Genomic DNA, 22,047 nt, shown 5'->3' on the forward strand with positions numbered 1-22,047 from the left:
GCTAACTGCTTCTATCAGCTAGCTTCTAGTAATTTTTCACATTTTTGTAAATTAGTAAGAGCTTGAGAAGCTATTTGAATTACGTAAGTGCTGTCGTCCTCCAATGCTTGTTTCCAAACTTCACGTAATCTGGGACGATTTAATTCTAAAAGTGAGTCAGCAGCAAAAATACGCACATACACATCTTCATCCTCAAGTAGCAAAATACTTAAAGTATCAACTGACTTATCATCATTATAATGCTGGAGTTGTTGTGCAACTATTTGTCTAGGTCTGCGTGATTTTTTTCTCGATTAACTTCATCAATTAGACATGTTAATATTTCAGGTGTCCTATAATTATCTAATGCAGACAGAGCTTCACTCCGAACTTTTTCTTCAGGATCAATTCTTGCTAATCTAATCAGATGCGGTACACTTCGACTATCACCAATTTCTCCTAAATTGCAAGCAGCCGTGCCACGTAGTTCTGGTTCTGGATCGGAGATAAAAGGAACTATAATTTCAAAAGCATTGTCAGGATTAAGAGTTCCTATTTTATCGAGTGATAACTCTCGAATATCTGGATTTACGTTATGTAATTCTGCTATTGCTATTTGTAGTTCATCCATAAAGTTACCTATGCACGAAAGTTTTACTTTGCCCAAGTTATGAGGTCGCCTGGTGTTTGTCCAGATTCCTTATCAAGAACATGCTCCTGAGGATTTTGAATATCTGAAGAGCGCAGCATCTTGACTATCTAGCTCGAATCCAACTGGATTACCCATTTTGTAGTCATCATCCGCACGGAAAAGGTAACTTGGTTCTGGAGAACTCGTGTCAACTTCTTCTTTGACATTCACCTGTTCACCTCCACCAATTGAGCCTTCCTTCTTTACTTACTTACGTAGTTAAGTGCGATGCTGGTTGTAGCGCACTGCCCTTCGGGCGATCGCTTTTTTACTTGTGCGATCGCACTTATGAAATCAAAGCGAACTAAAACCACTGTTTTTAGTGAAATTACTATAATGTTAGAATAAAAACCGATAGGTATTAAAAATAAACGCACAGCACCACTTACCACTTGTGTGAAAGGAAGTTTGAATGATGAAGTATGATATTCGCAATCTAATCAGCGAAAACTGTATGACACCGGATGAAGGTCAAAAGCTGTATAATCTTATCCATCCAGAATTACTGGCGAATCATCCTATTGAACTTGACTTTGCAGGAGTAGATATTTTTGCTTCGCCTTTCTTTAACTTCGCTATTGGACAACTACATAGAGACATTAGCAGTGAAGACATTAACCGTCTACTCAAGGTATCTAACCTGAATCCACTTGGTAGACAGGTACTTAACCGAGTTATTGAAAACTCGAAGCGGTACTATAGTAATGAACATATCCGTCAAGCAGTAGACGAAGTGTTGAAAGAGCAAGCAGTTAGTGTCTAATGACGGTTAATTACATAGTTCAGGCAGAGGTGTTTGATATCCGTTCTGATATCCCGAAAAAAGATGACATCTTTTTAGTAGATACAAATGTCTGGTATTGGTTGACTTACACTCCAGCCATCGGTTCGTCTGTTCCTTATCAAACTACAGATTATACCTCCTATCTCAGAAAAGCTCGTTCCGCTAAATCTTTACTTTCTTACACTGGATTCTCTTTAGCAGAGTTAGCCCATCTTATAGAAAAAGCGGAACGAGAAATTTTTATTAAGGCACAGGGGACAATTACAGAAGACGGAATATCGCCATAATGAACCAGCACAGAGATCTAGAGTTGTAGCTGAAGTTCAAGCAGCTTGGAGTCAAGTTAAAGCGATCGCCGCACCAATTAATTTAACAATCGACGAGCGCACAGTAGATGCAGCCTTGACTAGATTTCAAACTCAACTGCTTGATGGCTACGATCTGTTTATCCTCGAAACAATGAATAAAGAAGGGATAGTAAATGTGATTACTGATGACGGCGATTTTGTCAGCGTTCCTGGAATTCGGGTATTTACCAGCAACATGAATGCGATTAAAGCGGCACGAAGTCAAGGTAAGCTTGTGGTGAGGTAGGAGAGGTTGCCTCTTTATTACATAAAAATGAGTCAGATACAAGAGTTTCATCAACAGGCAATGGATTTGGCACAGATGGCACAGGTTGCTAAACTCAGAGGCAACCTTGCTCAAGCTGAGCAATTATCTAGACAAGCATTTGAAAAAGAACGATTAGCAGCCGAGTTGCTAGCCAGTAATGTTGAGGCAGAACCAACCCGTTCAGTGTTACATCGTAGTGCTGCAACTCTTGCAATTGACGCTCGGTGAAATTCACACCGCAGAACGTTTAATTGCGATCGCATTATCAGGAAACCCACCTCAAGAAATTGCCGAGGAACTCAAAGATTTATTTGTGCAAATCAATATTGACAACAAAGCCCGTCGAGGTATTGCATTTGACGAAGCAAAACTTCAAAGCTTGATGACCATTATAGGCAAACACACCTTTTAGTTCTATGGTGAAGAGCGATCGCACTCACGTTCTCAATGTGATCTAAAACTCCCGTAATATAAGTAAAATCGCTATAATACAGGATAAAGGCGATACAAAAGGCGGTAAATGCTCAAGCGGTTATTTGGAAACTCTCCCCAACGCTCAACGCAAGCAAGGAAGGAGTCAGGCGCGGGACAAAACATAGTAAAACAGGAGAAACAGCCGACAGATGCGGAGTATGAATCGTTGTTCCTCGAACTGTTGGCTGGGGTGAATGAGGGCTGGAGTCGGGGACGGGTAAGGGGCTTTTTAGCAGCAAAGAACATTACTGAGGCTGCTTTGGTGGAGTGGTTGCGGCATGGCGAAAGATTGTTAGCGTCACCCACACCGAATGATGAGTTAGCAGCGCGAATGGTGCAGCTAGGTGAGTTGGACATTGGGGAAGTGGGAGAGGTGCGCTCGCATCCTATGATAAAGCCCTAGAATTCAAACCCGATGCCGAAGGAACTTGGTTCAACCGAGGAATTGCCCTACATAAATTAGGGCGATTTGAAGAAGCAATCGCATCATACGACAAAACTATAGAATTCAAACCAGATTACTACGGAGCTTGGTTTCAGCGAGGCATGGTGTTGGAGGAATTAGGACGGTTTGAAGAAGTGATCGCATCATACAACAAAGTCATAGAAATCAAACCAGATTTTTACGCAGCTTATTTTACTCAGGGGGTGGTACTGAAAAATTTAGGGCAATTTGAACAAGCGCTCGTATCCTTCGACAAAGCTCTAGAAATCAAACCTGACGACTATGAGGTTTGGATAAACCAGGGTTTGGCGCTGGCTAACTTAGGGCAATCTGAAGAAGCGCTCACATCCTTTGATAAAGCCATAAAAATCAAGCCCGACTTTCATGAAGCTTGGAGCTTCCGGGGTTTAACGCTGGCTGACTTAGGGCGAAGTGAAGATGCAATCACCTCCTGCAAACAAGCTATAGAAATCAAACCGGACGACTACTTAGCTTGGCGCATCCAAATAAATGAGTTGGTCAACTTAGGGCGATTTGAGCAAGCGCTTGCATCTTGCGAAAAAGTCATAGAGATAAAACCCGATGATTACGAAGCTTGGTACAACCGAGGCTTAATACTGTATGTATTAGGGCAAAGTAAAGATGCGATTACCTCTTATAACAAAGCCATAAAAATTAAACCTGACTTAAGCCAAGCTTGGAACAATCGGGGTTTGGCGCTGACTGAGTTAAGAAAATATCAAGAGGCGATCGCATCCTACGACAAAGCCATAGAAATCAAACCTGACTTAAACCAAGCTTGGATTAATCGGGGCTATGCTTCAAGACAATCAGTTAGTTGTAATCCGCTGCTGGCGTCCTTGAGTACTATAGCCAAACAAAATCCCAACCTTAACCAGCGTGGCTATGAAGGGGAATTGGAAAGCTATAAGGAAGGGTTGAAGTATTGCCACCAAGACACTCACCCTGAGGGTTGGGGAGAATTGCATCGGGCGATAGGTAATGCTCACTATTTGCGAGGGCGAGGAGATTTCTACCCTCGCTCTTATTGGCATAAAGCTGTGGTTGAGTACAACGAGGCGTTGAAAACTCTTACCGAGGCAGATTTTCCCCAGTTGCATCTGGAGGTTTTGCAAGACTTGATTCGCGTGCAGTTGGATTTGGGGGAAACTGCTAAAGCTGAAGAACTTGAGCGAAGGTGTACAGATTTGTTGCGACGCTTGCTGAATGAACCAAATCGCTCTGATGAAAGTAAAAAACAACTTGCTTTGAAGTTTGCAGGGTTTCAGCAGTTGACGGTTGATTTGGCGGTACAGTCTGGGGATTTGGTGCAAGCGGTTGAATTAGCTGAACAGGGTAAGAATGCTTGTTTGAGTTGGCTTTTGTATGCGTGGAGTGATGAGGTTACCTCTCCTAGCTATTTAGAAATTCAACAGTTGCTCAATTCTACAACTGCTATTGTCTACTGGCATATCAGCCCTTACGCTCTACACACGTTTATTCTAAAACACGATTCTCCATCACCTATTGTGTTGGGAGAACCCGGTTTCGCAGAAGTTACTGGGGTTTTTAGTCAGGCGCGACGTTTACATGAGTTTGAAGACTGGGTGAAAGAGTGGAATCAACAATATGCGGAATATCGTCAAGGTAAAGATAAGCAAGGTGAAGAAGAAAGTTCGTGGCGCTTACGCTTGCCGCAAATGCTCCATAACTTGGGTAATATTCTCGATATCACCACTATTATCGAATCAATCCAAAATCGCGCAACTAAGAACCAAAATCTCATTTTGGTTTCTCATCGTGACTTGCACCGCTTTCCGCTTCATGCGCTGTTTCCAGATGAGTTTACTATCACCTATTTACCCAGTGCCCAACTAGGACTTTCTCATTTAGAGTATCAGGGCGGGCAAGATGCCCACCCCACAAGACAAGGCAATCATCATCGATTATCTTTACTTAGTGTGGAACATCCCACAAGCTTGGGGCTTCCCATACTGGAATTTGCCCAAATTGAATCTGAGACGATTTGCCGGATGTTCCCCAATCATACCCGTCTGCGTTCTGATGAAGCTACAACGGAGCAACTAAAAAAAGATTTGCCTCAAGGCTACAATATTTTTCACTTCACTGGGCATGGCACTTACAATTTCCACAATCCTGCTTTATCCTACTTGGCGTTAGCAGGTGAGGATAAACTGACGCTTGCTGATATCCGCGATTTTGATTTGAGAAGCTACCAACTTGTCAGTCTTGCGGCTTGTGAAACGGCTATCACTGGTAATCACACCATTACTACAGAATATGTGGGGCTTGTCAGTGGTTTTATGAGTTGCGGTGTAGCTCATGTCATCAGTACTTTGTGGACTGTCGAATCAGCCGCTAGCGCTTTGGTGATGATGCAGTTTTACCAATTGCTACAATAAGGTAAATCAGAGGCTGTGGCTTTGGCTGAAGCTACCCAGTGGCTACGAAATGTCACAGCGGGGGAACTTACAGAATGGTATGCAGTAGAGATAGCCAAACTTCCTGCAGATGAAGCCATTCTTCGCCGTTTCTTGTCCCACCATTTAAACAGTATTAAGGATACACAAGAACCTAGCAAACAACCGTATAATCACCCTTACTTCTGGGCAGCTTTCACAATTACTGGTATACCACCATGCACCCTTTAGAAGCCTCTGAGTTGAAAGCCTTTATATTGGCATTATCCCGACTTAAAGCACCACTACCTGCTGATGTGCAAGCGCGGGTAAATCAAATTAATATTCCAGCGGATATTGGCAAACTTTATGATGTTGCTATGAGTTATCCCCCGCTCGCAAAGTCTTACGAACAGGTTTGCGAGTATTTAGACACAATTATTAAACAGCGCAGTAAAGGCGTTGATTTTTTACCTGAGCCTGAACCTGAAGAGTTTAATACTGAAATTGATAATTCCGCTGTGGAAATTATACAGGTGCTAGTTGAATTTGACAAGAAATTTGATAATAATAAATTGACTGAAATAGCTCGGAAAATTACTAAAGCTCTTAACTCTGTCTCTTCAGCTAGAGATGTGATTCAGACTATTATTTTTTAATAGGTGGGTTGCCTGAGTTAAGCTAATAAGCATTCGAGTTGTAAATAAACAAGGGCTAAAGCCCTTACTACGAGCAAAGATTTTTATAAAATTTGATGATTGGTTTATAACTAGTAAAACTTGCTTAATCTACCCAACAATTGATTTATTTCTCTATGATTTAAAAGAAGGTTTAGGGCAAGATGAGCAAGTTGACATAAATCGTGAAGAATTTTGGGCAAAAATCTACGGAAGTCCTTTAGACGAGCAGCGGTTAGTAGGATTCAAGCAAGCTGAAAAAGATGGTTATGATTATGTTGAGCTACTAGGTTCTAAAAAAGTTGAGAAGTTTGAGGATTCCCTAGATGGGTATTATTATCCTGTACAATTAGGAGACACTTTCGCTTTGCAGGTTGACGGCACGGCAAATTATATTCCTGATTATAAATCTTTGCCTCAATCTGTAAGTTGCTTGCAGCAGGTACAACAAGAAATTCTCTCCCATATCAATCAGCAAAAAGGTAAACTTGGTGAAAGTTGGTTAATCTGGGGTCAATTAGCAACAGAAGATCAAGATGCTGAAGAAACTGCTCAAGAATGCTATGCTCAGTTACAATTACCCTCCAAACATGATTGGAAAGCAGATATAAGAGGTACATTTTTAGGAGGGACTGTATTTGAACTGTGGCGGCTACCCTCGACCGGGCAACAAATAAGTGATGGCTATCATATATTAATATGTCTATTTCCCTATAATTTAAAACTAGATGCAATTCAAAAAGTTAATCAAAAGTTATATCCGCAATTACTACGACTATTTAGATACCGTCACAAAATACTTTGGGCTTACGCTCAAAGTCGTAGTATCAAAGATAATTTGAAGCAAGGTGCTAAATTAGTACAAAACACAGTAATTGCTTTGAACGAGCAAGCTAATAATCCTGCTATTGATATTAATCAATTGCGAAAAACATTAGCCAAAACTCCCGAAATTTTATTAAAATATACGAATAATGTCAGCTACATAGATGACCAAAAGCGGACAATAAAAATAAACATCAGTAATTATAATAAACGTTGGCAAAAGCTAAAAGAGTTAGATAGCGGTAGTGATTGGACATTTTTTCAAGAATTCAGTGACTTTGTAGAAGAGAAGTTCTTAACCCAAATAGAAACAGAGCAGGCTAACCTCAGCCCAAAATTGACATTAATGGAAAATACTATCAAGACAATACAAGGAATAATCGATATTGAGCAATCCAAAAATGACCGCGCCCTCAACACAACAGTGGCGATCGCCAGCGTCGGACTCGCCACCAGTCAAATAGCCTCCGCCGTCATCCTAGCGCAGCCCAATAATTATCAACAGCATCTGCGCTTTCGAGCAGAAGTTTTTGGCTGGAGTGTAGTTATTGGAACATTCTTCGTGCTTGCTACCTTAATTATCCTCCGTCGCCGCTAAATACCTCTTTCCTTGGCGTCCTTGGCGTCTTGGCGGTTCAAAATCTTAACCATGATACTAAATCCATCGTTAAAACCCCCCTATCCTGTAGAGACCGTACAGTACTGTCTCTACATTATTGGTAATCCCAATAGCTCTAAAACCGATCGCTCGATCGCCTCACTCACAAGCTGATTACCTTGTTTGTTCAGGTGGATATGATCTTGGTACAAAGCTTGAACATCTTTAGTTGAGTTAAATACTGATAAAAAATCTATATAACTAATCTGCTTTTCCTGAGTAAAATCACTCAGCCGCTGACGTGCTTTAACTTCATAATCGCGAGGTCCTCCAGAACCAATTTCTCGCAGTAAGGGAGTCATAACTAGCAAAAATTGGCTATTAGCTTGACGCGCCAACTCTTGAATTTTATCAATTGCTTCCAGATTAAAACCAACGCGATCGCCTGCTTCATCATAAACTGCTTTCATTTCTGGGATCGGCTTTGGTTGAGAAAGATAACGATCAAACACTTCTACCAATGCCAAACCAGGTTTACTGTCTGGATAGTTGCGATCGCGTCCCACAGGTAAAGAGGTAGGAGCCGTAGAAAACAAGTCATCGGTATTAATTAGCAACACCACCACTTGCGCGTTAAAGCTGCCAAACTTCTGTAAATAAGCTAACTCATTTCTTGGTCCCCAAGAGTTTGCTGAAGCATTAAGCACTTCAACATGCTGATAATTACTAATTTTTCCTGATAATGAATCTCTCAGTAAACTAGAAATTGTATTAGCTTGATCTGTCCACCAACCACCATTGGCGATCGAATCTCCTAAAAGTAGCACTCGAAGTGTAGAAGCTAAAGGCGTCTTTTGGATCGACTCACCACGCATCGAATACTCATTAATCTCTATCCGATTACCAAAGCGACGAGTACGCTGGTTGGGGGCTAATAAGTATCCAATTTGCTCATCAGCAATATAAATTAAGGGATTACCGAACCCTGTTAGACGCAGGACTAACTCTGTTGTTAAACAGATAAATACAGCTAAAATAATTACCAATTCTAATTTCAATTCAAACATCTTTATTTGTTTTAAATTATACCTTAACGAAAATAATTGTAAAATACTATACAAATAACGATGCATAAAATTGTGTCCATAGATATAAGTACATATAGCGATGTAAATATTGCAAAGTGTAAACAAAATAAGATTAGGCAATTTGCATTATAAGCGAATAAAAAGACTACAATCGAAGCGGACAAATTAGTCCGATCATTAAAGGAGGATAACAAGCTATGTCCGACCTAAACCGAGGAATCATGAAGTTTGATGGTGCAGATTCACCAAAAGCAGTAACCATTTCTACCGTTCTGCTATTGGGGTCGATTTTGGCACTAGTTATTTGGGCGCTACAAGCAGCCTATGCGGTAAACTAAAAAGCTATATTGATGAAGTAAAGCAAGACACTGGGCAGCAAAAAACAGACAAACCCTTTGTACAGATGGAAAAAATGATCACCTTGTGGCAAGGGGAAACAGTTTTCGTCACTGCCAAGTGTCTGCTGTATAAACATAAAAAAATTATTAGATTTATATTAAAAATTTTAGATGAAAAATGAATCTAAAATCTAACTAAAAAATGTCTGAACTCTGGGGTGTTTTATTCATTTTAATTGGGTGCCCTTTACTGGGTGCCTTACCGCTGATTGCTTGGATTACTAAAGCTCTAGGTAAAAAGCAATTGGCAACCATCGGTACTGGCAATGTTGGTGTCTCGGCGGCATTTTACCACGGAGGCACTCTGGCAGGAATTTTGGCAGTGTTTTCAGAGGCTTTTAAAGGGATCGCTGTAGTTCTACTTGCCCGTGCTTTCTTTAGTAATGGATCAGTATGGGAATTAGTTGCGCTATTTGCTTTAGTCATAGGTAGATACTCGGCTGGTAAAGGCGCAGGCACGACAAATGTTGTGTGGGGATTTACAGTACACGATCCACTCGCAGCGGTGTTTATATTTTTGCTGACTAGCGCCAGCTTTACTATCTTACGCTCTAAGCTGTTAGCAAAATTTGGGGTTTTGGTTCTATTTCCCCTGATTGTGGCAATCTTACATATTGAAGATGTACCAAGAATTTTTGCTGCTGTTGCTCTTGCTGGTTTGTTGGGCTGGATTTATACCAGAATAGATGATGATTTAGAGCTTCCCGCTCAAGAAGCACAACCAGAGTCGCAAGCAGCTTTTCAGTTTTTGCGCGGTGAGCAAAAAATTCTCTCTCTTAATGATGATTTGAATGCAGCGTTAGTTGGACATAAGGCAGCTAGATTAGCAGAAATTAAGCGGTGGGGTTATCCTGTGCCGAAGGGGTGGGTACTCGCACCTTGGGATGATCCCACACAGTTAATAGAATTTCTTCAACCTTCGGATTTGTCTCCTTTGATTGTGCGTTCTTCGGCAATTGGCGAAGATACAGAGCAAGCTTCTGCCGCAGGGCAATATGAAACGGTTTTAAATGTTACTAATAAACACGGTTTGCAACAAGCGATCGCTAGAGTTCTAGCTTCTTACAATAATCCTACCGCTGTGCAATATCGTCGGGATCGCAATCTCACCGAAGCTGGAATGGCAGTACTAATTCAACAACAAGTCCAAGGTGTATTTTCTGGTGTAGCCTTTACTCGCGATCCCATGACTAAGCAAGGCGATGCAGTTATTATAGAAGCTTTACCAGGAAACGCTAATAGTGTAGTTTCTGGTAAACTTACACCAGAACAGTATTGCGCTTTTGTGATCGATACAGAAAATTTCGCTTCTGTACAGTTAGAAGGAACGGGGCGAGTGCCTGCAGCATTAATTAAACAGGTGGCATACTTAGCCCGTCGTCTAGAGGATCGTTATCACGGCATTCCTCAAGATATTGAGTGGACTTATGACGGTCAAACTCTTTGGGTTTTACAAACTCGACCTATTAGTACTCTACTACCAATCTGGACACGTAAGATTGCGGCAGAAGTGATTCCTGGATTAATTCGTCCGTTAACTTGGTCGATTAATCGTCCATTAACTTGTGGTGTTTGGGGCGGAATTTTTGCTTTGGTGTTAGGTCAACGTGCTGTGGGATTGGATTTTAATCAAACTGCAACGCTACACTATTCAAGAGCTTATTTTAATGCAACTCTGTTAGGAGAGATTTTTCGCCGCATGGGTTTGCCGCCAGAAAGTTTAGAGTTTTTGACCAGGGGCGCTAAGATGAGTAAGCCGCCTTTGGCTACTACTTTGAGTAATATTCCTGGATTGTCACGGTTGGTTTGGCGGGAATTATGTTTGTATGTGGATTTCCATTGGGCTTATCGTCGGCGGTTTGTTCCTGCTTTTGCGCAGTTAAGTCAGGAAATGGTGGAGGATCTTGATCCTGTTCGGTTGTTGGCAAGAGTTGACTATATTTTGGAGTTGTTGCGTAGTGCTACTTACTATAGTATTTTGGCTCCGTTAAGTGTGGCTTTGCGTTCTAGCATTTTTCGGGTTAAAGATGGGGATGTTGATAATAGTTTGACGCCAGAGGTGGCGGCAATGCGCTCGCTTCAAGATTTGGCTTTTCGTGCTCGGCAGGTGTTGTCTGTGGTGGAGCGAGAGGGTGTGTTTGAGCAGTTGGGGCAAACTGATGGTGGGCAGGAGGTTTTGGCGGATTTTGATAAGTTGCTTCAGCGTTATGGTTTTTTAAGTGAGGTGGGTACTGATATTGCTGTTCCTACTTGGAAGGAGGAGCCTGCGCCGATTAAGCAGTTGTTTGTGCAGTTGATTGAGGGGGGAATTGAACCGCCAAAAGGAGGGCAGGCAGGATGCCCACTCCACAGAGGGAAGAGGAAGGGGTTTGTGCAGGGGCGTGTGGATTTGAAGGGCAAGGTGACTGAGGTTTATTCTCGTCTTTTGGCTGAGTTGCGTTGGTGTTTTGTGGCTTTGGAGCAGGTTTGGTTAAGCTCTGGTTTGCTTGGGCAGGTTGGGGATATATTTTTTCTGGAGTTGGATGAGGTGCGGCGTTTGGTTGAGGGTTTTGAGCCAGAGTTTGTGGAGCAGTTGCAGGATTTGGTGCTGTTGCGGCGGAAGCAGTTGGAAGATAATGTTCAGCTTCATCCTGTGCCGACGATTGTTTATGGTAATAATCCTCCTGCGCTGGTTTTCCGCACTGCTATTCCTTTTCCGGATCATGCTTTGCAGGGTATCCCGGCTAGCCCTGGGGTAGTTGAAGGGCGGGTTAAGGTTTTGCGCAGTTTGCAATCTGTACCGGAATTTGCTGCGGATACTATTTTGGTAGTTCCTTATACAGATTCCGGTTGGGCGCCTTTGCTGGTGAGAGCGGCTGGTTTAATTTCTGAGGCTGGTGGGCGGCTTTCTCATGGGGCAATTATTGCTCGTGAGTATGGTATTCCTGCGGTGATGGATGTGCATAATGCTACATGGATTTTGCAAGATGGGCAGCGGGTAAGGATGGATGGCTATCGGGGTATTGTGGAAATATCTAATGATTTACGCCCTAATGATTTTTAGTTTAAAAGTTCTCGAAGTTGGCGATCGCATTGCTCATTTTTGGCAATACTTCGTCTACGGGTATTGTGCCTAATTCACCGCCTGCACGAGTACGGATGCTTAATCCGTTTGTTTCAACTTCTTTTGCGCCAACTACAGCCATGACAGGGATTTTGTCTTTTTCGCCATTGCGGATGAGTTTGGAGAGGCGATCACCGCTAGTATCTACTGTGGCACGAATGCCTTGTGCTACCATCTTTGCTGCTACAGCTTTGGTAAAATCTAGTTGTGCTTCACCGATTGGTAGCAATCTTGCTTGCTCTGGTGCTAACCACAATGGGAAATCTCCTGCATACTCTTCTATTAAAATCCCAATCAACCTTTCTAAAGAACCGAAAGGCGCACGGTGAATCATTACTGGGCGTTGACGAGATCCATCTTCAGATACGTATTCTAAATCGAATCTTTCTGGCAAGTTATAATCTACTTGCACTGTTCCCAGTTGCCATTCTCTTTCTAGGGCATCTTGAAAGATAAAATCTAGTTTGGGACCGTAGAATGCTGCTTCCCCTATTCCCTCAAAGTGCTCCATTCCCAACTTTTCTACAGCACGACGAATTGAACCTTGTGCTTTTTCCCAAGCTTCATCTGAACCGATGTACTTGTCACTAGCAGGATCGCGGAAACTCAGTCTGGCTCTAAAATTCTTGAGTTGCAAACACTTAAATACCGACAGAATCAAATCTACGACGTTAAGGAACTCACTATCTAGTTGTTCTGGCGTTACGAACAGGTGAGAATCATCTACAGTGAAACCTCTTACCCGCGTTAAGCCTCCCAATTCCCCAGATTGCTCGTACCGATAAACTGTGCCAAATTCCGCTAGTCGCATTGGTAAATCACGGTATGATCGCAACTCACTCTTATATATTTGGATGTGGAAGGGACAGTTCATGGGTTTGAGGACGAAACCTAACTCTTTTTCTGTAGATTCTTCATCCTCTGCCATCAAGGGGAACATGTCTTCTTTATATTTCTGCCAGTGTCCAGAAGTTTTAAACAAGTCTACTCTGGCTATGTGTGGCGTCACTACTGGTAAATAACCCCGTTTTAGTTGTTCTTTTTGCAGAAAGTCTTGCAAAAGACTGCGCAACAAAGTTCCTTTCGGCGTCCATAATGGCAAACCTGGTCCAACTAAATCGGAAAATATAAACAATCCCAGTTCCTTACCTAGTTTCCGATGATCTCGCCTTTGGGCTTCTTCTTTACGCCGCTTATACTCAGCCAACTGTTCTGGTGTTTCCCAGGCGGTGGCGTAGATTCTTTGTAGCTGTGCTTTGGTTTCATCTCCGCGCCAGTAAGCCCCAGCAACACTTTCTAGTTCAATCGCTTTTGGGTTGAGTTCACTTGTGTTTTCTATATGAGGACCAGCACACAAATCCCACCATTCATTTCCTAAATGGTAAATCGTAATGGGTTCAAGCTTAATATCTCCAAGAATCTCTAATTTATAAGGTTCGTTAATTTCTTTAATTCGCCTTTGAGCTTCTTCGCGGCTAACTTCTTCTCTGATTACTGGTAGTTTACGATTGATAATCTTAACCATTTCTTTATAAATGGCTTTTAAATCTTTGTCAGTGAATGGTTCAGGATTATCAAAGTCGTAGTAAAATCCATTTTCAATCCAGGGGCCGATTGTGACTTGCGCCTTGGGAAACAGCTTTTGTACTGCCATTGCCATCACGTGGGAAGCTGTATGGCGAATCTTCTTGAGATTGTCCGATTCGCTAGTACGCGGCAAATATATTTTTTCTGGTTGTTCTGGCTGGTTTATGGGTGATTGTTGCGACATCGGTTGCTGAACCATTGGCGAAGTGATTGACTAGCTGAAGTTTACTGATTACCAAAAAGTGAAAAACATCTCCTAATATAGCACGGAGCCTATGTTTCAATTTGGTGACTCAGCAAATTGCACCATAATTTTCGTCATTCAAAAAATTTATTTCTTGGCTTCAAGCTTCAGTCTGCGATCTTTTGACTGCATAACTCTTGTAGTCCGTTAAAACGGACTTGAGCTATAAGCCCTTACATAAGTCAAGGCTACGTATCTTCGTATATTCTGAGGTAAAGATTTTTAGTCCAGATGCAACTACACTGGGGATCATTCTGAAATCACTCTAATGGCTGTATACAAACCCTTTAGCGATCCCCGTTTATCATATAAGATGTATTTAGGATTATATATTTTTGATAAATTATGACTTAAGTCGTAGTTAAAATAAATATTAAGAAACTTAAATAGAGTTAATATTAGTAAGAAAGTTATAAATATACTGCTCATTTATGCCAAACTCAAATATACCGGGACCTGAATTACTTAAAACGGTTCTACAACCGTTGCTAGATGATTTTCAGTACTGGTTTGCCCGCTCCCGCAATTTGTTGGAAAACGAGCAAATCTCATTTATGAGTGAACATGAGCAGTCTGCCTTACTTTTGCGCGTCAAGACAGCGCAAGAGGAAGTGACTACAGCAAAAATGCTATTCAACGCCACTGACGGAACTGTCGGCATTGATATGGCAACTTTAATGCCTTGGCATCAATTGCTCACAGAATGCTGGAATGTAGCAACACGCTTTCGTTTTCAGCAAGATAATTGACAAAAACAAGACGGTTATTAAGATAAAAAGTAAAACCTTGACATAATTCTAATTATCATGTAGCGGGAAGGCATTTTCAAATAGTTCGCTTGACAAAAAGTTAATCTCTTCTGTGATTTTGAGTTACTTAGCGCACTTCAAGTGCGTCAGCCATTCACCATCGCTTTGGGTGATGGAATAACCGCAACGTCCCGTTACATTACAAAATTTTAAGATTTGCGATTTTGGAGGAAAACCCGATGTTACACCTGCTTTACATTTTTGCTTTTACTATCCTTGCTTTTATCGCTGTGGCAAATTTAATTCGCAACTTGATCTTTTTTAGTTTTGATCGAGAGCGGTCTTATTCCAAGTCTATGGGAAATCAAGGCTACCCCTATATTCCCAACAAAGGAATTAGACCCCATCCAGAGTTGTTGGATAGCTCTGGCAATTTAATCAAAGAGCCACTATTAGTGATGCGTTCTGTTAATGTCGAAGATGCCCGCCAACAATTGGACGCTCTGTACGAATCTTCCCCAGGAAGCAAGAAAGATATTCAAGAAGAAGGGTAAAGCATCGGGCATCGGGCATCGGGCATGGTAAGAAATCATTGGTTTTGACACAAACCTCAACGCTCGGAAGCTCTTTCCATTGCCCATTGCCCAATTCCCTATTTATGCTTCAATCACTACTCTGAGGTTGCCGCGCTTCTTGGCAACACGACAAGCAGTAGTGTTACCAGAACGCTCGAATTCTAAATCAAGGATGGTTTGACCAACTTTTAAATTATGCAGCGACAAGCGATTAATCGACTCTGGTAAAGTAGGGTCGATTATTCGTAAGCAGTTGTTGGGGGCATCAGGCACTAGGTTAACGATCATCTGTAGCAGCTGGAAGATACTGCCAGTAGCCCAAGCTTGAGGGGTACAGGCAACAGGATACTGAACCGGGGCAGCATCTCCATTCCGCTCATAGCCGCAGAATAATTCTGGGGGACGTTGATAGGGCTGCGCACAAGTCATGTCGAACAAACCTTCAAATAATTCCAAGGCTTGATCTACTAAGCCCAGCGATCGCAAACCCATCGCAATCAGTGAGTTATCATGAGGCCATACTGAGCCGATGTGATAACCCATCGGATTATAAGCAGGCGACAAGCTATTGAGAGTACGTATACCCCAACCGTTAAACATATCTGGTGCGCGTAACCGCTCTGCTACACTATAAGCTTTTTCTGGTGTGAAGATACCTAAAAGTAGACAATGACCAGGATTCGATGTTATACTATCCACCTGGTTGCCATCTCCATCTAAAGCTAGAGCGCAGAAATCTTGGTCTTCAATCCAGAAATCCCTGTTAAAACGAAGCTTGAGGTTTCTCGCATCTTCTAACCAGCGATCGGATAAATCTATGCGCTTTTTCAATCGCGCAATTTCGGCAAGACGCAATTTGGCTGCATAAACATAAGCTTGCACTTCACAGAGCGTGATTCCTCCGCTTGCCAGTTCTCCTTTACGGTTCACAATACAATCGCCAGAATCTTTCCACCCTTGGTTAGTAAGACCACGCTTCGATTTGCGGTAGTAGCCCAGATAACCACTTTCTTTCATATTACGGTCAATCCAGTCCATTGCCGCTAAAGCATTTCCCCAAAGTTGTTCTAGGGTTTCTACATCGTGAGTCCACGCATAATATTCTGCATAAAGCATTAACCATAAAGGCGTGGCGTCAACTGTACCGTAGTAAGGTGTATGGGGAATTTCCTGGCAACGAGCTAGTTCTCCAAACCGTAATTCGTGCAAAATCTTACCTGGTTCTTCTTCGCGCCACTCGTCTTCTGTTTTACCTTGGTATGCTGCCAGTATTGTCAAAGTTTCTTTGGCGATTTGGGGGTTTAACATGAGAGTTTGGGAGGCGGTAATGATCGAATCGCGCCCAAACAATGTGGAAAACCACGGTACTCCGGCTGATACAGTTTTCTGCTTACCAAAGGATTGACGTAACAAATACATGTCTTGCTCAGCTCTTTCAATCACTCGATTGAAAGTACCTTTGTCTGAGCGAATGCTTGTGATTTGTTGCACCCAGTGTTTTTCTTCCATCAACTCAGCAGCTTTTGCTTGTGCTAAGGTGACAGCCGCACTCACGGTGGAACTAGATTTGTTGTTGGTTAACATGTTCAACCTATAACCCAACTTTTGGGTTTCGTGTGAACCTAACTCTAGCTCCCAAACTGCTGTGTAACCTTTAAAGTAGTCTGGTTGTCGATGCTGGAATTGGATGCGTGATTCCATGATCAAACCATCTACACCTTGATAGGCAAGTGTCAACATATTTTCTTGCGTGGCACTCAGTTGCGTTGGTGCGAGCATAACGCCTCCGTCTACTAGTGTTCCATCCTCACCTGTTGGTTCCACTAGGCGTAAAAGTTTACCTCGTTTCTCTCTGCCAAAACCTCTCACTTCAAATAAATCAACAAAATCTGAATCAAAGCTAATACTTAGTTGAAAGCTAACTGAAGTTGTGCTATAATTACAAACTTCTAATTCTTCAAATAGCGCTCCATTCAGTACAAGTTCTCGGCGAATCCCGACAGTATCGGCATTGAGGCGATCGTCAATCCGGGGATTAGTACACAGTACCGACAGGGAAAACCCTTTTTCCGCAGTACTGGAAAGGAGTACAGGCGATCTCCCTTCAATTTGTAACTCTAAGCGACTGATAAATCTTGTATCACTGCAAAATAGTCCCTTACTTGGGGAAGCATCATTGAGCGAACAGCCAGAAATATTCCCCAGAGTGTCTGTCACTAAAAATAAATCATCATCTTTAACTGTAAGTGTCAGTTGTTGTCTTTCACTTATCACACAAGGCCATTCAGGAATAGGTATTTGATCGGCAGGAACAAAAGTTTTTCCGTCTAGAAGAATTTTTTCCGGTGTCATCAGTGAATCCGGTGTCATTAGTAATTATTCCGTGTACAGGTTTCCATTTTCACTAGTTGAATCAGTTCAACAGGAATAAGTTGCATCAAAATGCAACTGATTTGAGCTAATTGAGCAAAACTAATCATAATCACATCCCAGTAGAATGGGGATATGGGTAAAACCCAATATCATCAAATCTTTATAAATATATTTTTTCTAAAAATTTTTATACGTGAACCCTTGACGAGAAAAGTAAAGAGTATATATTTTTAGCTTATATTATTTTAAATTAATATTTATAATAAATTTGATTAAAATAATTTATATAAATGATTAGCTATATTCATATCAACCCGTGTAGAGACGTTCCGCCGGAACATCTCTACGAATACGGTTGTTCGCCTTACCCTAGCACCATTTTGTAAGCCCTTTCATACTCACTAGTCATAGACTCGACACTGAAACGGTTGACAACATACTCTCGACAAGTTTGACGATCTAATTTCATCGCCTCTGGAATTGCTTCAACCATTTTTTCTAATGAGTGGCACACCATACCTGTTTTTCCATGAGTAATCACTTCTGGCACAGAGCCTAATGCCATCCCAACTACAGGAGTACCAGTTGCCATTGACTCAATCATGACTAAACCAAAAGGCTCTCTCCAAGTAATGGGAAACAAAGTAATAGTTGCTTCACCAAGTAGTTTGACTTTCTCTTCATGGGAAACTTCACCCAAGTACTGAATCTGTTCACCATCAATCAGAGGTTCTACTTTCTCTCGATAAAAATCTTTATCTACAACATCAATTTTTCCAGCCATCTTCAACGGTAAGCCTGTTGCTTGAGCAATTTTAATTGCTTGTGTTGGTCCTTTTTCTGGTGAAATACGTCCTACAAATGCTAGGTAAGCAGGTTGAATCGGATTGGGGTAAAAAGAATAGGCGTTTGTGTCAATACCGTTATAGACAGTGTGGATGTAATTTAAACCTAAACGCGGTTCTCGTTGTGCCTCGCTAATACTGATGAATGGTTGCCAAGCAAAGCGACGAAACATTTTCTCGTTATCTGGGGTGAAAATACCATGCATAGTATGGACAGTAGGAGTTTTCACTAAACTACTGTAGGGAAGAGCAAAACAACCCATGTGAGAGTGAATAATATCGAAATGATGGGATTTTTCATAAGCCTCAGCAAGATTCATTTGCTCGTAAAATATCGGCTCTTTAATGTTATGATCTAGTCTGAGAGCTTGGTGATGAACTGAAGATAGTTTTGCTTTGGTAATTGAGTCACCTGAAGCAAACAAAGTTACATCATGACCGCGCCTAACTAATTCATCCGTAATTAACTGGACAATTAGTTCAGTACCACCATAACGGAAGGGAGGAACTCGCTCCCACAAAGGAGATATTTGGGCTATTCTCATGTTTCACCTGAGCAGATAAACGTTAGCATCCTTTGCCCAGGAAATTTAAGCAAGGAAACTCATAGTTTCAACAAGTGGGCAAATATGCAGTACTTTGTTTTAAAACTTTTGTAAATTATTTCCAAAATTAATATTACATGAAACGGTTATCTTTAGCAAGAAGCTGACTGAAGCAAGAACTCCGAACTCAGAACTCAGTAGTGAGAATCATCAACGATAAAAAGAGTACAAGCTCCTGTTTTTTGCACATGGAAGAAAAACAGAATGCACTCATGTTCAACTTCCTTTTTTACAATCATGTCGGATGATTGTAAATCGCAGCTTGGTTTACATATCTTTAAATATACACCGCCAGTTTACTCCCAGCGTGAGAAATGTATCAAAGTGCTGAAAGATAATGTATGCTAGTTTTGATGCACTAATCTCTGGTATTTTTTACTATTCTTTACAAATTATCACTATCTAATTAACTGTCATAGTTCATGGTAATTTGTACAATGCAACTGTGAAGAGGATTTTATCCTGATTGTGGCTCCTTGACGAAATTGATGAGCATTTCGACTTCTGTGCTAAGTGAACTGCTACAGGCTCTACCCTACCTGCGGCCCCATTTGTATTTTAAAGCTTCACTAACGGCGCTCTCCCATGCAATGGAAGACCAAGTTTTGGCTGCCACTTTAGAGCAGCCCTTGGTGATAGCTAGCTTTCAACGAGAGCGATTCTACCGACAAGAAGCTCATCGGTATCAGCGGCTGGCACAAAGAAGCGATCAAATATACGTACTAGCTGCGCCAGAAACAGATTTTACAAATAGCTCAGAGTACTATGAAAAAATAGCATTTGACCCTGATGATGCCTTGAGCCAAGAATGGCATTTGGTAGTGATTGCCCAAAACTATGCTACTTGCCTTGTTTGCCGAGAAAGTTTGAGTTCTTTCACCAAAAACAAGCAAATCCGGGAACTAAGCCCAAGTTTGGAGACAGATACAGCGCGACGGTTTGAAGGAATTTGGACGGCGGAACGGGGAGTAAGCCTCAAAGCAGCAGAATTACTACTAGACAGAATTTTAGTTTATAGACCAGAATTGGCAAGTAAAATCAAGCAGGCTCGACTCCGGCTCGGCATCGGGGAAACTCAGATCTTAGGAAAAGATCAACAAAATGAATATGCTTGCGACATAGATACAGACCCTTTTGTACAACGTTTGGTGACTTACTTGCAAGCAAGTCAGTACAAACTGCACAAAGCTTATCGCTCAATTGCCTCACAAGCACGTAAAGAACGTTTAGTCAACTCCATTAGTACAGCAATTAGACGATCGCTCGATCCGCACGAAATTCTCAAGGTGGCAGCCCAAGAATTGGGGCAAAACTTGGAAGCTTGTCGTTGTCTCATCTACCGCGCTCAAGCTACAGATGCTCAAGCCATAATTGAACACGAGTTTTTGAATACTTCTGTTGTCTCTTTGGTAGGGAAAACTTGGCCTTTGCAAAACAATGCCTTATTTACAGAAGTAGTACAAATGTGTGAGTCAGTATGTATTGCTGACACTCTTCGCGATCAGCGCGTTACTAATTCGAGTACACTCAAAGAACTTGTCGAAAGTTTTGCCATTCGCTCTTGGTTTATGGAACCAGTTTTGTATCAAGGACGATTATTAGGCATAGTCGAATTACATTATTGTAACGAAACTTTACATGAATGGCAAGCAGGAGACTTTGACTTGGTAAAAGCGATCGCCACTTCTGTAGGCGTAGCTCTCATCCAAGCAGAAGCTTATGCTAATTTAGAAGATCTTAACCAACAGTTAGAAGCCTTAGATCGCACTCGTAGCAATTTAATCGCCATTACTGGACATGAACTACGCACTCCTTTATCTACCATTCAAGTTTGTTTGGAAAGTCTTGCCAGCGAACCAGATATGCCCTTGGAATTGCGACAAGTCATGCTCAGCACCGCGCTGACTGACTCAGAAAGAATGCGCAAACTTGTACAAGATTTCCTCACTCTTTCTAACTTGGAAAGTGGACGGGTAGAATGGCATCCAGAATCTCTTACCTTACAAGAATGTGTCGATTTAGCACTCAGCCGTATTCGTACTCGCTCCAATACAGAAAATTTACCGAAAATCAAGACTCAAATTGCACAGAACTTACCCTTAGTCAAAGCAGACGGTGATTGGTTAGTAGAGGTGCTAGCTAAACTGTTAGACAACGCTTGCAAATTTACTCCAAAAGAAGGACAAATTACCATTAAAGCTAAACGTAACAGCAATCGCATGGTAGAAGTAACAATAGCTGATACTGGACGCGGCATTGAACCTAATCGTCTGGAAGTAGTCTTTGACAGATTCTACCAAGAAGAAGGCGCTCTGCGCCGTAGCGCTGGTGGTACTGGTCTTGGCTTAGCGATTTGCCGTCAAATTGTCATTGGTTGGGGTGGTGAAATTTGGGCTTCCTCGAATGGCAAAAACAAAGGTAGTCAGTTTCATTTCACAATACCCATCTTTGGTTAGTTTCCTAAAAACTGTTACAGTCTATGACGCGATCGCAACATGATCCTAGTCGCAGTGTTAGGATGCCGTAAAAACGTTGAGAGAAAACCTTATGGCAGAAAAATTCTCTGGACAAACTCCCATCTTTGGTGGCAGCACCGGGGGCTTACTCACAAAGGCATTTGAAGAAGAACACTATGCTATCACCTGGACTGCCCCCAAGGAGCATTATTTTGAATTGCCAACAGGTGGCACAGCGATCGCACGCAAGGGCGAAAACGTGCTATACTTGGCTCGCAAAGAATATGCTATCTTTTTGGGTGGTCAACAATTGAGAAAATTGAAGATCACAGACTACAAAATTTACCGGATTTATGCTAACGGAGAAATTCAGTACCTGCACCCAGCTGATGGTGTGTTCCCTGAGAAGGTGAATCCAGGTCGTGAAAAAGTCCGTTACGTAGACCGTAACATAGGTAGGAACCCCAGTCCAGCAAAACTTAAGTTTAGTGGTAAAGCTACTTACGACGCTTAGTA

General features: G+C 41.8%; 22 protein-coding genes and 1 pseudogene. 17 read left to right on the forward strand and 6 right to left on the reverse strand.

Annotation, left to right across the window (positions count from 1 at the left end; genetic code table 11):
• Positions 1–14 precede the first annotated feature (14 nt).
• Together ICL16_RS28340 and ICL16_RS28345 are read right to left on the reverse strand one after the other, a co-directional pair.
• Positions 15–263 carry a HEAT repeat domain-containing protein gene (locus ICL16_RS28340; protein ID WP_190835162.1) on the reverse strand — a complete coding sequence of 83 codons (249 nt, stop codon included), beginning with the start codon at positions 261–263 and terminating at the stop codon, positions 15–17.
• Positions 260–610 carry a HEAT repeat domain-containing protein gene (locus tag ICL16_RS28345; RefSeq protein ID WP_190834853.1) on the reverse strand — a complete coding sequence of 117 codons (351 nt, stop codon included), beginning with the start codon at positions 608–610 and terminating at the stop codon, positions 260–262. Before ICL16_RS28345 ends, ICL16_RS28340 begins: the two co-directional genes overlap by 4 nt.
• A gap of 472 nt (positions 611–1,082) precedes the next feature.
• Between ICL16_RS28345 and ICL16_RS28350 the strand changes: the two genes are divergently transcribed.
• The 11 genes and pseudogenes from ICL16_RS28350 (at position 1,083) to ICL16_RS28375 (ending at position 7,508) form a co-directional block, all read left to right on the forward strand.
• Positions 1,083–1,433 carry an STAS-like domain-containing protein gene (locus tag ICL16_RS28350; protein ID WP_337907137.1) on the forward strand — a complete coding sequence of 117 codons (351 nt, stop codon included), beginning with the start codon at positions 1,083–1,085 and terminating at the stop codon, positions 1,431–1,433.
• Positions 1,433–1,741, forward strand: a complete 309-nt coding sequence (locus ICL16_RS46095) for a hypothetical protein (RefSeq protein WP_238360989.1) — start codon at positions 1,433–1,435, stop codon at positions 1,739–1,741. The genes ICL16_RS28350 and ICL16_RS46095 overlap by 1 nt, the downstream gene beginning before the upstream one ends.
• A gap of 115 nt (positions 1,742–1,856) precedes the next feature.
• The gene (locus ICL16_RS46100; protein WP_238360990.1) at positions 1,857–2,048 is read left to right on the forward strand and encodes a hypothetical protein; all 192 of its coding nucleotides are present in this window, start codon (positions 1,857–1,859) and stop codon (positions 2,046–2,048) included.
• Positions 2,049–2,075: 27 nt separating this feature from the next.
• Positions 2,076–2,297 carry a hypothetical protein gene (locus ICL16_RS46105; protein WP_238360991.1) on the forward strand — a complete coding sequence of 74 codons (222 nt, stop codon included), beginning with the start codon at positions 2,076–2,078 and terminating at the stop codon, positions 2,295–2,297.
• Positions 2,284–2,481, forward strand: coding sequence for a hypothetical protein (locus ICL16_RS46110; protein ID WP_238360992.1), 198 nt, complete (start codon positions 2,284–2,286; stop codon positions 2,479–2,481). Before ICL16_RS46105 ends, ICL16_RS46110 begins: the two co-directional genes overlap by 14 nt.
• Before the next feature lie 108 nt (positions 2,482–2,589).
• Entirely contained in the window at positions 2,590–2,946 is a 357-nt protein-coding gene (locus ICL16_RS46115; RefSeq protein WP_238360993.1) for a hypothetical protein, read from the forward strand.
• Positions 2,947–2,972: 26 nt separating this feature from the next.
• Positions 2,973–3,053: pseudogene (locus ICL16_RS47830) on the forward strand (tetratricopeptide repeat protein); the annotation flags it as partial.
• A gap of 36 nt (positions 3,054–3,089) precedes the next feature.
• Entirely contained in the window at positions 3,090–5,411 is a 2,322-nt protein-coding gene (locus ICL16_RS47425; RefSeq protein WP_337907149.1) for a CHAT domain-containing protein, read from the forward strand.
• A 21-nt stretch (positions 5,412–5,432) separates the two neighbouring features.
• A complete protein-coding gene (locus tag ICL16_RS46130; protein ID WP_238360994.1) occupies positions 5,433–5,660 on the forward strand; it encodes a hypothetical protein in 228 nt (75 codons plus the stop codon).
• Positions 5,648–6,067 (forward strand): hypothetical protein, encoded by a 420-nt coding sequence (locus ICL16_RS28370; protein ID WP_238360995.1) that lies wholly within the window; start codon positions 5,648–5,650, stop codon positions 6,065–6,067. Before ICL16_RS46130 ends, ICL16_RS28370 begins: the two co-directional genes overlap by 13 nt.
• Before the next feature lie 385 nt (positions 6,068–6,452).
• On the forward strand, positions 6,453–7,508 hold the full coding sequence (locus ICL16_RS28375) for a hypothetical protein (RefSeq protein ID WP_202895761.1): 1,056 nt from the start codon (positions 6,453–6,455) through the stop codon (positions 7,506–7,508).
• Positions 7,509–7,618: 110 nt separating this feature from the next.
• On the opposite strand, the gene ICL16_RS28380 is transcribed toward ICL16_RS28375, so the two are convergent.
• Positions 7,619–8,566, reverse strand: coding sequence for an SGNH/GDSL hydrolase family protein (locus ICL16_RS28380; RefSeq protein WP_420485311.1), 948 nt, complete (start codon positions 8,564–8,566; stop codon positions 7,619–7,621).
• Between the two features lie 227 nt (positions 8,567–8,793).
• On the opposite strand from ICL16_RS28380, the gene ICL16_RS28385 reads away from it, so the two are divergent.
• Both ICL16_RS28385 and ICL16_RS28390 read left to right on the forward strand, forming a co-directional pair.
• Positions 8,794–8,934, forward strand: coding sequence for a hypothetical protein (locus tag ICL16_RS28385; protein ID WP_190834857.1), 141 nt, complete (start codon positions 8,794–8,796; stop codon positions 8,932–8,934).
• Positions 8,935–9,136: 202 nt separating this feature from the next.
• Positions 9,137–12,037 carry a glycerol-3-phosphate acyltransferase gene (locus ICL16_RS28390; RefSeq protein ID WP_190834863.1) on the forward strand — a complete coding sequence of 967 codons (2,901 nt, stop codon included), beginning with the start codon at positions 9,137–9,139 and terminating at the stop codon, positions 12,035–12,037.
• Position 12,038: 1 nt separating this feature from the next.
• Here ICL16_RS28390 and thrS read toward each other — a convergent pair whose 3' ends face one another.
• A complete protein-coding gene (gene thrS, locus ICL16_RS28395) occupies positions 12,039–13,883 on the reverse strand; it encodes a threonine--tRNA ligase (protein WP_190834865.1) in 1,845 nt (614 codons plus the stop codon).
• A 476-nt stretch (positions 13,884–14,359) separates the two neighbouring features.
• On the opposite strand from thrS, the gene ICL16_RS28400 reads away from it, so the two are divergent.
• A complete protein-coding gene (locus ICL16_RS28400) occupies positions 14,360–14,677 on the forward strand; it encodes a DUF2605 domain-containing protein (RefSeq protein ID WP_190834867.1) in 318 nt (105 codons plus the stop codon).
• A 239-nt stretch (positions 14,678–14,916) separates the two neighbouring features.
• Entirely contained in the window at positions 14,917–15,231 is a 315-nt protein-coding gene (locus tag ICL16_RS28405; RefSeq protein WP_190834869.1) for a DUF2973 domain-containing protein, read from the forward strand.
• A 102-nt stretch (positions 15,232–15,333) separates the two neighbouring features.
• On the opposite strand, the gene ICL16_RS28410 is transcribed toward ICL16_RS28405, so the two are convergent.
• Both ICL16_RS28410 and ICL16_RS28415 read right to left on the reverse strand, forming a co-directional pair.
• The gene (locus ICL16_RS28410; RefSeq protein ID WP_190834871.1) at positions 15,334–17,622 is read right to left on the reverse strand and encodes an amylo-alpha-1,6-glucosidase; all 2,289 of its coding nucleotides are present in this window, start codon (positions 17,620–17,622) and stop codon (positions 15,334–15,336) included.
• A gap of 367 nt (positions 17,623–17,989) precedes the next feature.
• The gene (locus ICL16_RS28415) at positions 17,990–19,015 is read right to left on the reverse strand and encodes a glycosyltransferase family 4 protein (RefSeq protein WP_190834874.1); all 1,026 of its coding nucleotides are present in this window, start codon (positions 19,013–19,015) and stop codon (positions 17,990–17,992) included.
• Positions 19,016–19,563: 548 nt separating this feature from the next.
• Here ICL16_RS28415 and ICL16_RS28420 point away from each other — a divergent pair.
• Together ICL16_RS28420 and ICL16_RS28425 are read left to right on the forward strand one after the other, a co-directional pair.
• Positions 19,564–21,531: a DICT sensory domain-containing protein gene (locus ICL16_RS28420; RefSeq protein ID WP_190834877.1), complete on the forward strand. Its 1,968-nt coding sequence runs from the start codon at positions 19,564–19,566 to the stop codon at positions 21,529–21,531.
• Positions 21,532–21,622: 91 nt separating this feature from the next.
• Entirely contained in the window at positions 21,623–22,045 is a 423-nt protein-coding gene (locus tag ICL16_RS28425; protein ID WP_190834880.1) for a photosystem I reaction center subunit II PsaD, read from the forward strand.
• The last annotated feature ends 2 nt before the right edge of the window (positions 22,046–22,047 follow it).

The organism is Iningainema tapete BLCC-T55 (assembly GCF_014698965.1).
In the GTDB taxonomy this organism is placed as follows: domain Bacteria; phylum Cyanobacteriota; class Cyanobacteriia; order Cyanobacteriales; family Nostocaceae; genus Iningainema; species Iningainema tapete.

Coding starts and splice junctions, on each gene's coding strand:
- ICL16_RS47425 (WP_337907149.1), top strand. CDS start 3,090: ATGGTGTTGGAGGAATTAGGACGGTTTGAAGAAGTGATCGCATCATAC.
- ICL16_RS28345 (WP_190834853.1), bottom strand. CDS start 610: ATGGATGAACTACAAATAGCAATAGCAGAATTACATAACGTAAATCCA.
- ICL16_RS28385 (WP_190834857.1), top strand. CDS start 8,794: ATGTCCGACCTAAACCGAGGAATCATGAAGTTTGATGGTGCAGATTCA.
- ICL16_RS28370 (WP_238360995.1), top strand. CDS start 5,648: ATGCACCCTTTAGAAGCCTCTGAGTTGAAAGCCTTTATATTGGCATTA.
- ICL16_RS46095 (WP_238360989.1), top strand. CDS start 1,433: ATGACGGTTAATTACATAGTTCAGGCAGAGGTGTTTGATATCCGTTCT.
- ICL16_RS28415 (WP_190834874.1), bottom strand. CDS start 19,015: ATGAGAATAGCCCAAATATCTCCTTTGTGGGAGCGAGTTCCTCCCTTC.
- ICL16_RS28400 (WP_190834867.1), top strand. CDS start 14,360: ATGCCAAACTCAAATATACCGGGACCTGAATTACTTAAAACGGTTCTA.
- thrS (WP_190834865.1), bottom strand. CDS start 13,883: ATGGTTCAGCAACCGATGTCGCAACAATCACCCATAAACCAGCCAGAA.
- ICL16_RS46115 (WP_238360993.1), top strand. CDS start 2,590: ATGCTCAAGCGGTTATTTGGAAACTCTCCCCAACGCTCAACGCAAGCA.
- ICL16_RS28425 (WP_190834880.1), top strand. CDS start 21,623: ATGGCAGAAAAATTCTCTGGACAAACTCCCATCTTTGGTGGCAGCACC.
- ICL16_RS46105 (WP_238360991.1), top strand. CDS start 2,076: ATGAGTCAGATACAAGAGTTTCATCAACAGGCAATGGATTTGGCACAG.
- ICL16_RS28405 (WP_190834869.1), top strand. CDS start 14,917: ATGTTACACCTGCTTTACATTTTTGCTTTTACTATCCTTGCTTTTATC.
- ICL16_RS28410 (WP_190834871.1), bottom strand. CDS start 17,622: ATGACACCGGATTCACTGATGACACCGGAAAAAATTCTTCTAGACGGA.
- ICL16_RS28390 (WP_190834863.1), top strand. CDS start 9,137: ATGTCTGAACTCTGGGGTGTTTTATTCATTTTAATTGGGTGCCCTTTA.
- ICL16_RS28420 (WP_190834877.1), top strand. CDS start 19,564: ATGAGCATTTCGACTTCTGTGCTAAGTGAACTGCTACAGGCTCTACCC.
- ICL16_RS28350 (WP_337907137.1), top strand. CDS start 1,083: ATGATGAAGTATGATATTCGCAATCTAATCAGCGAAAACTGTATGACA.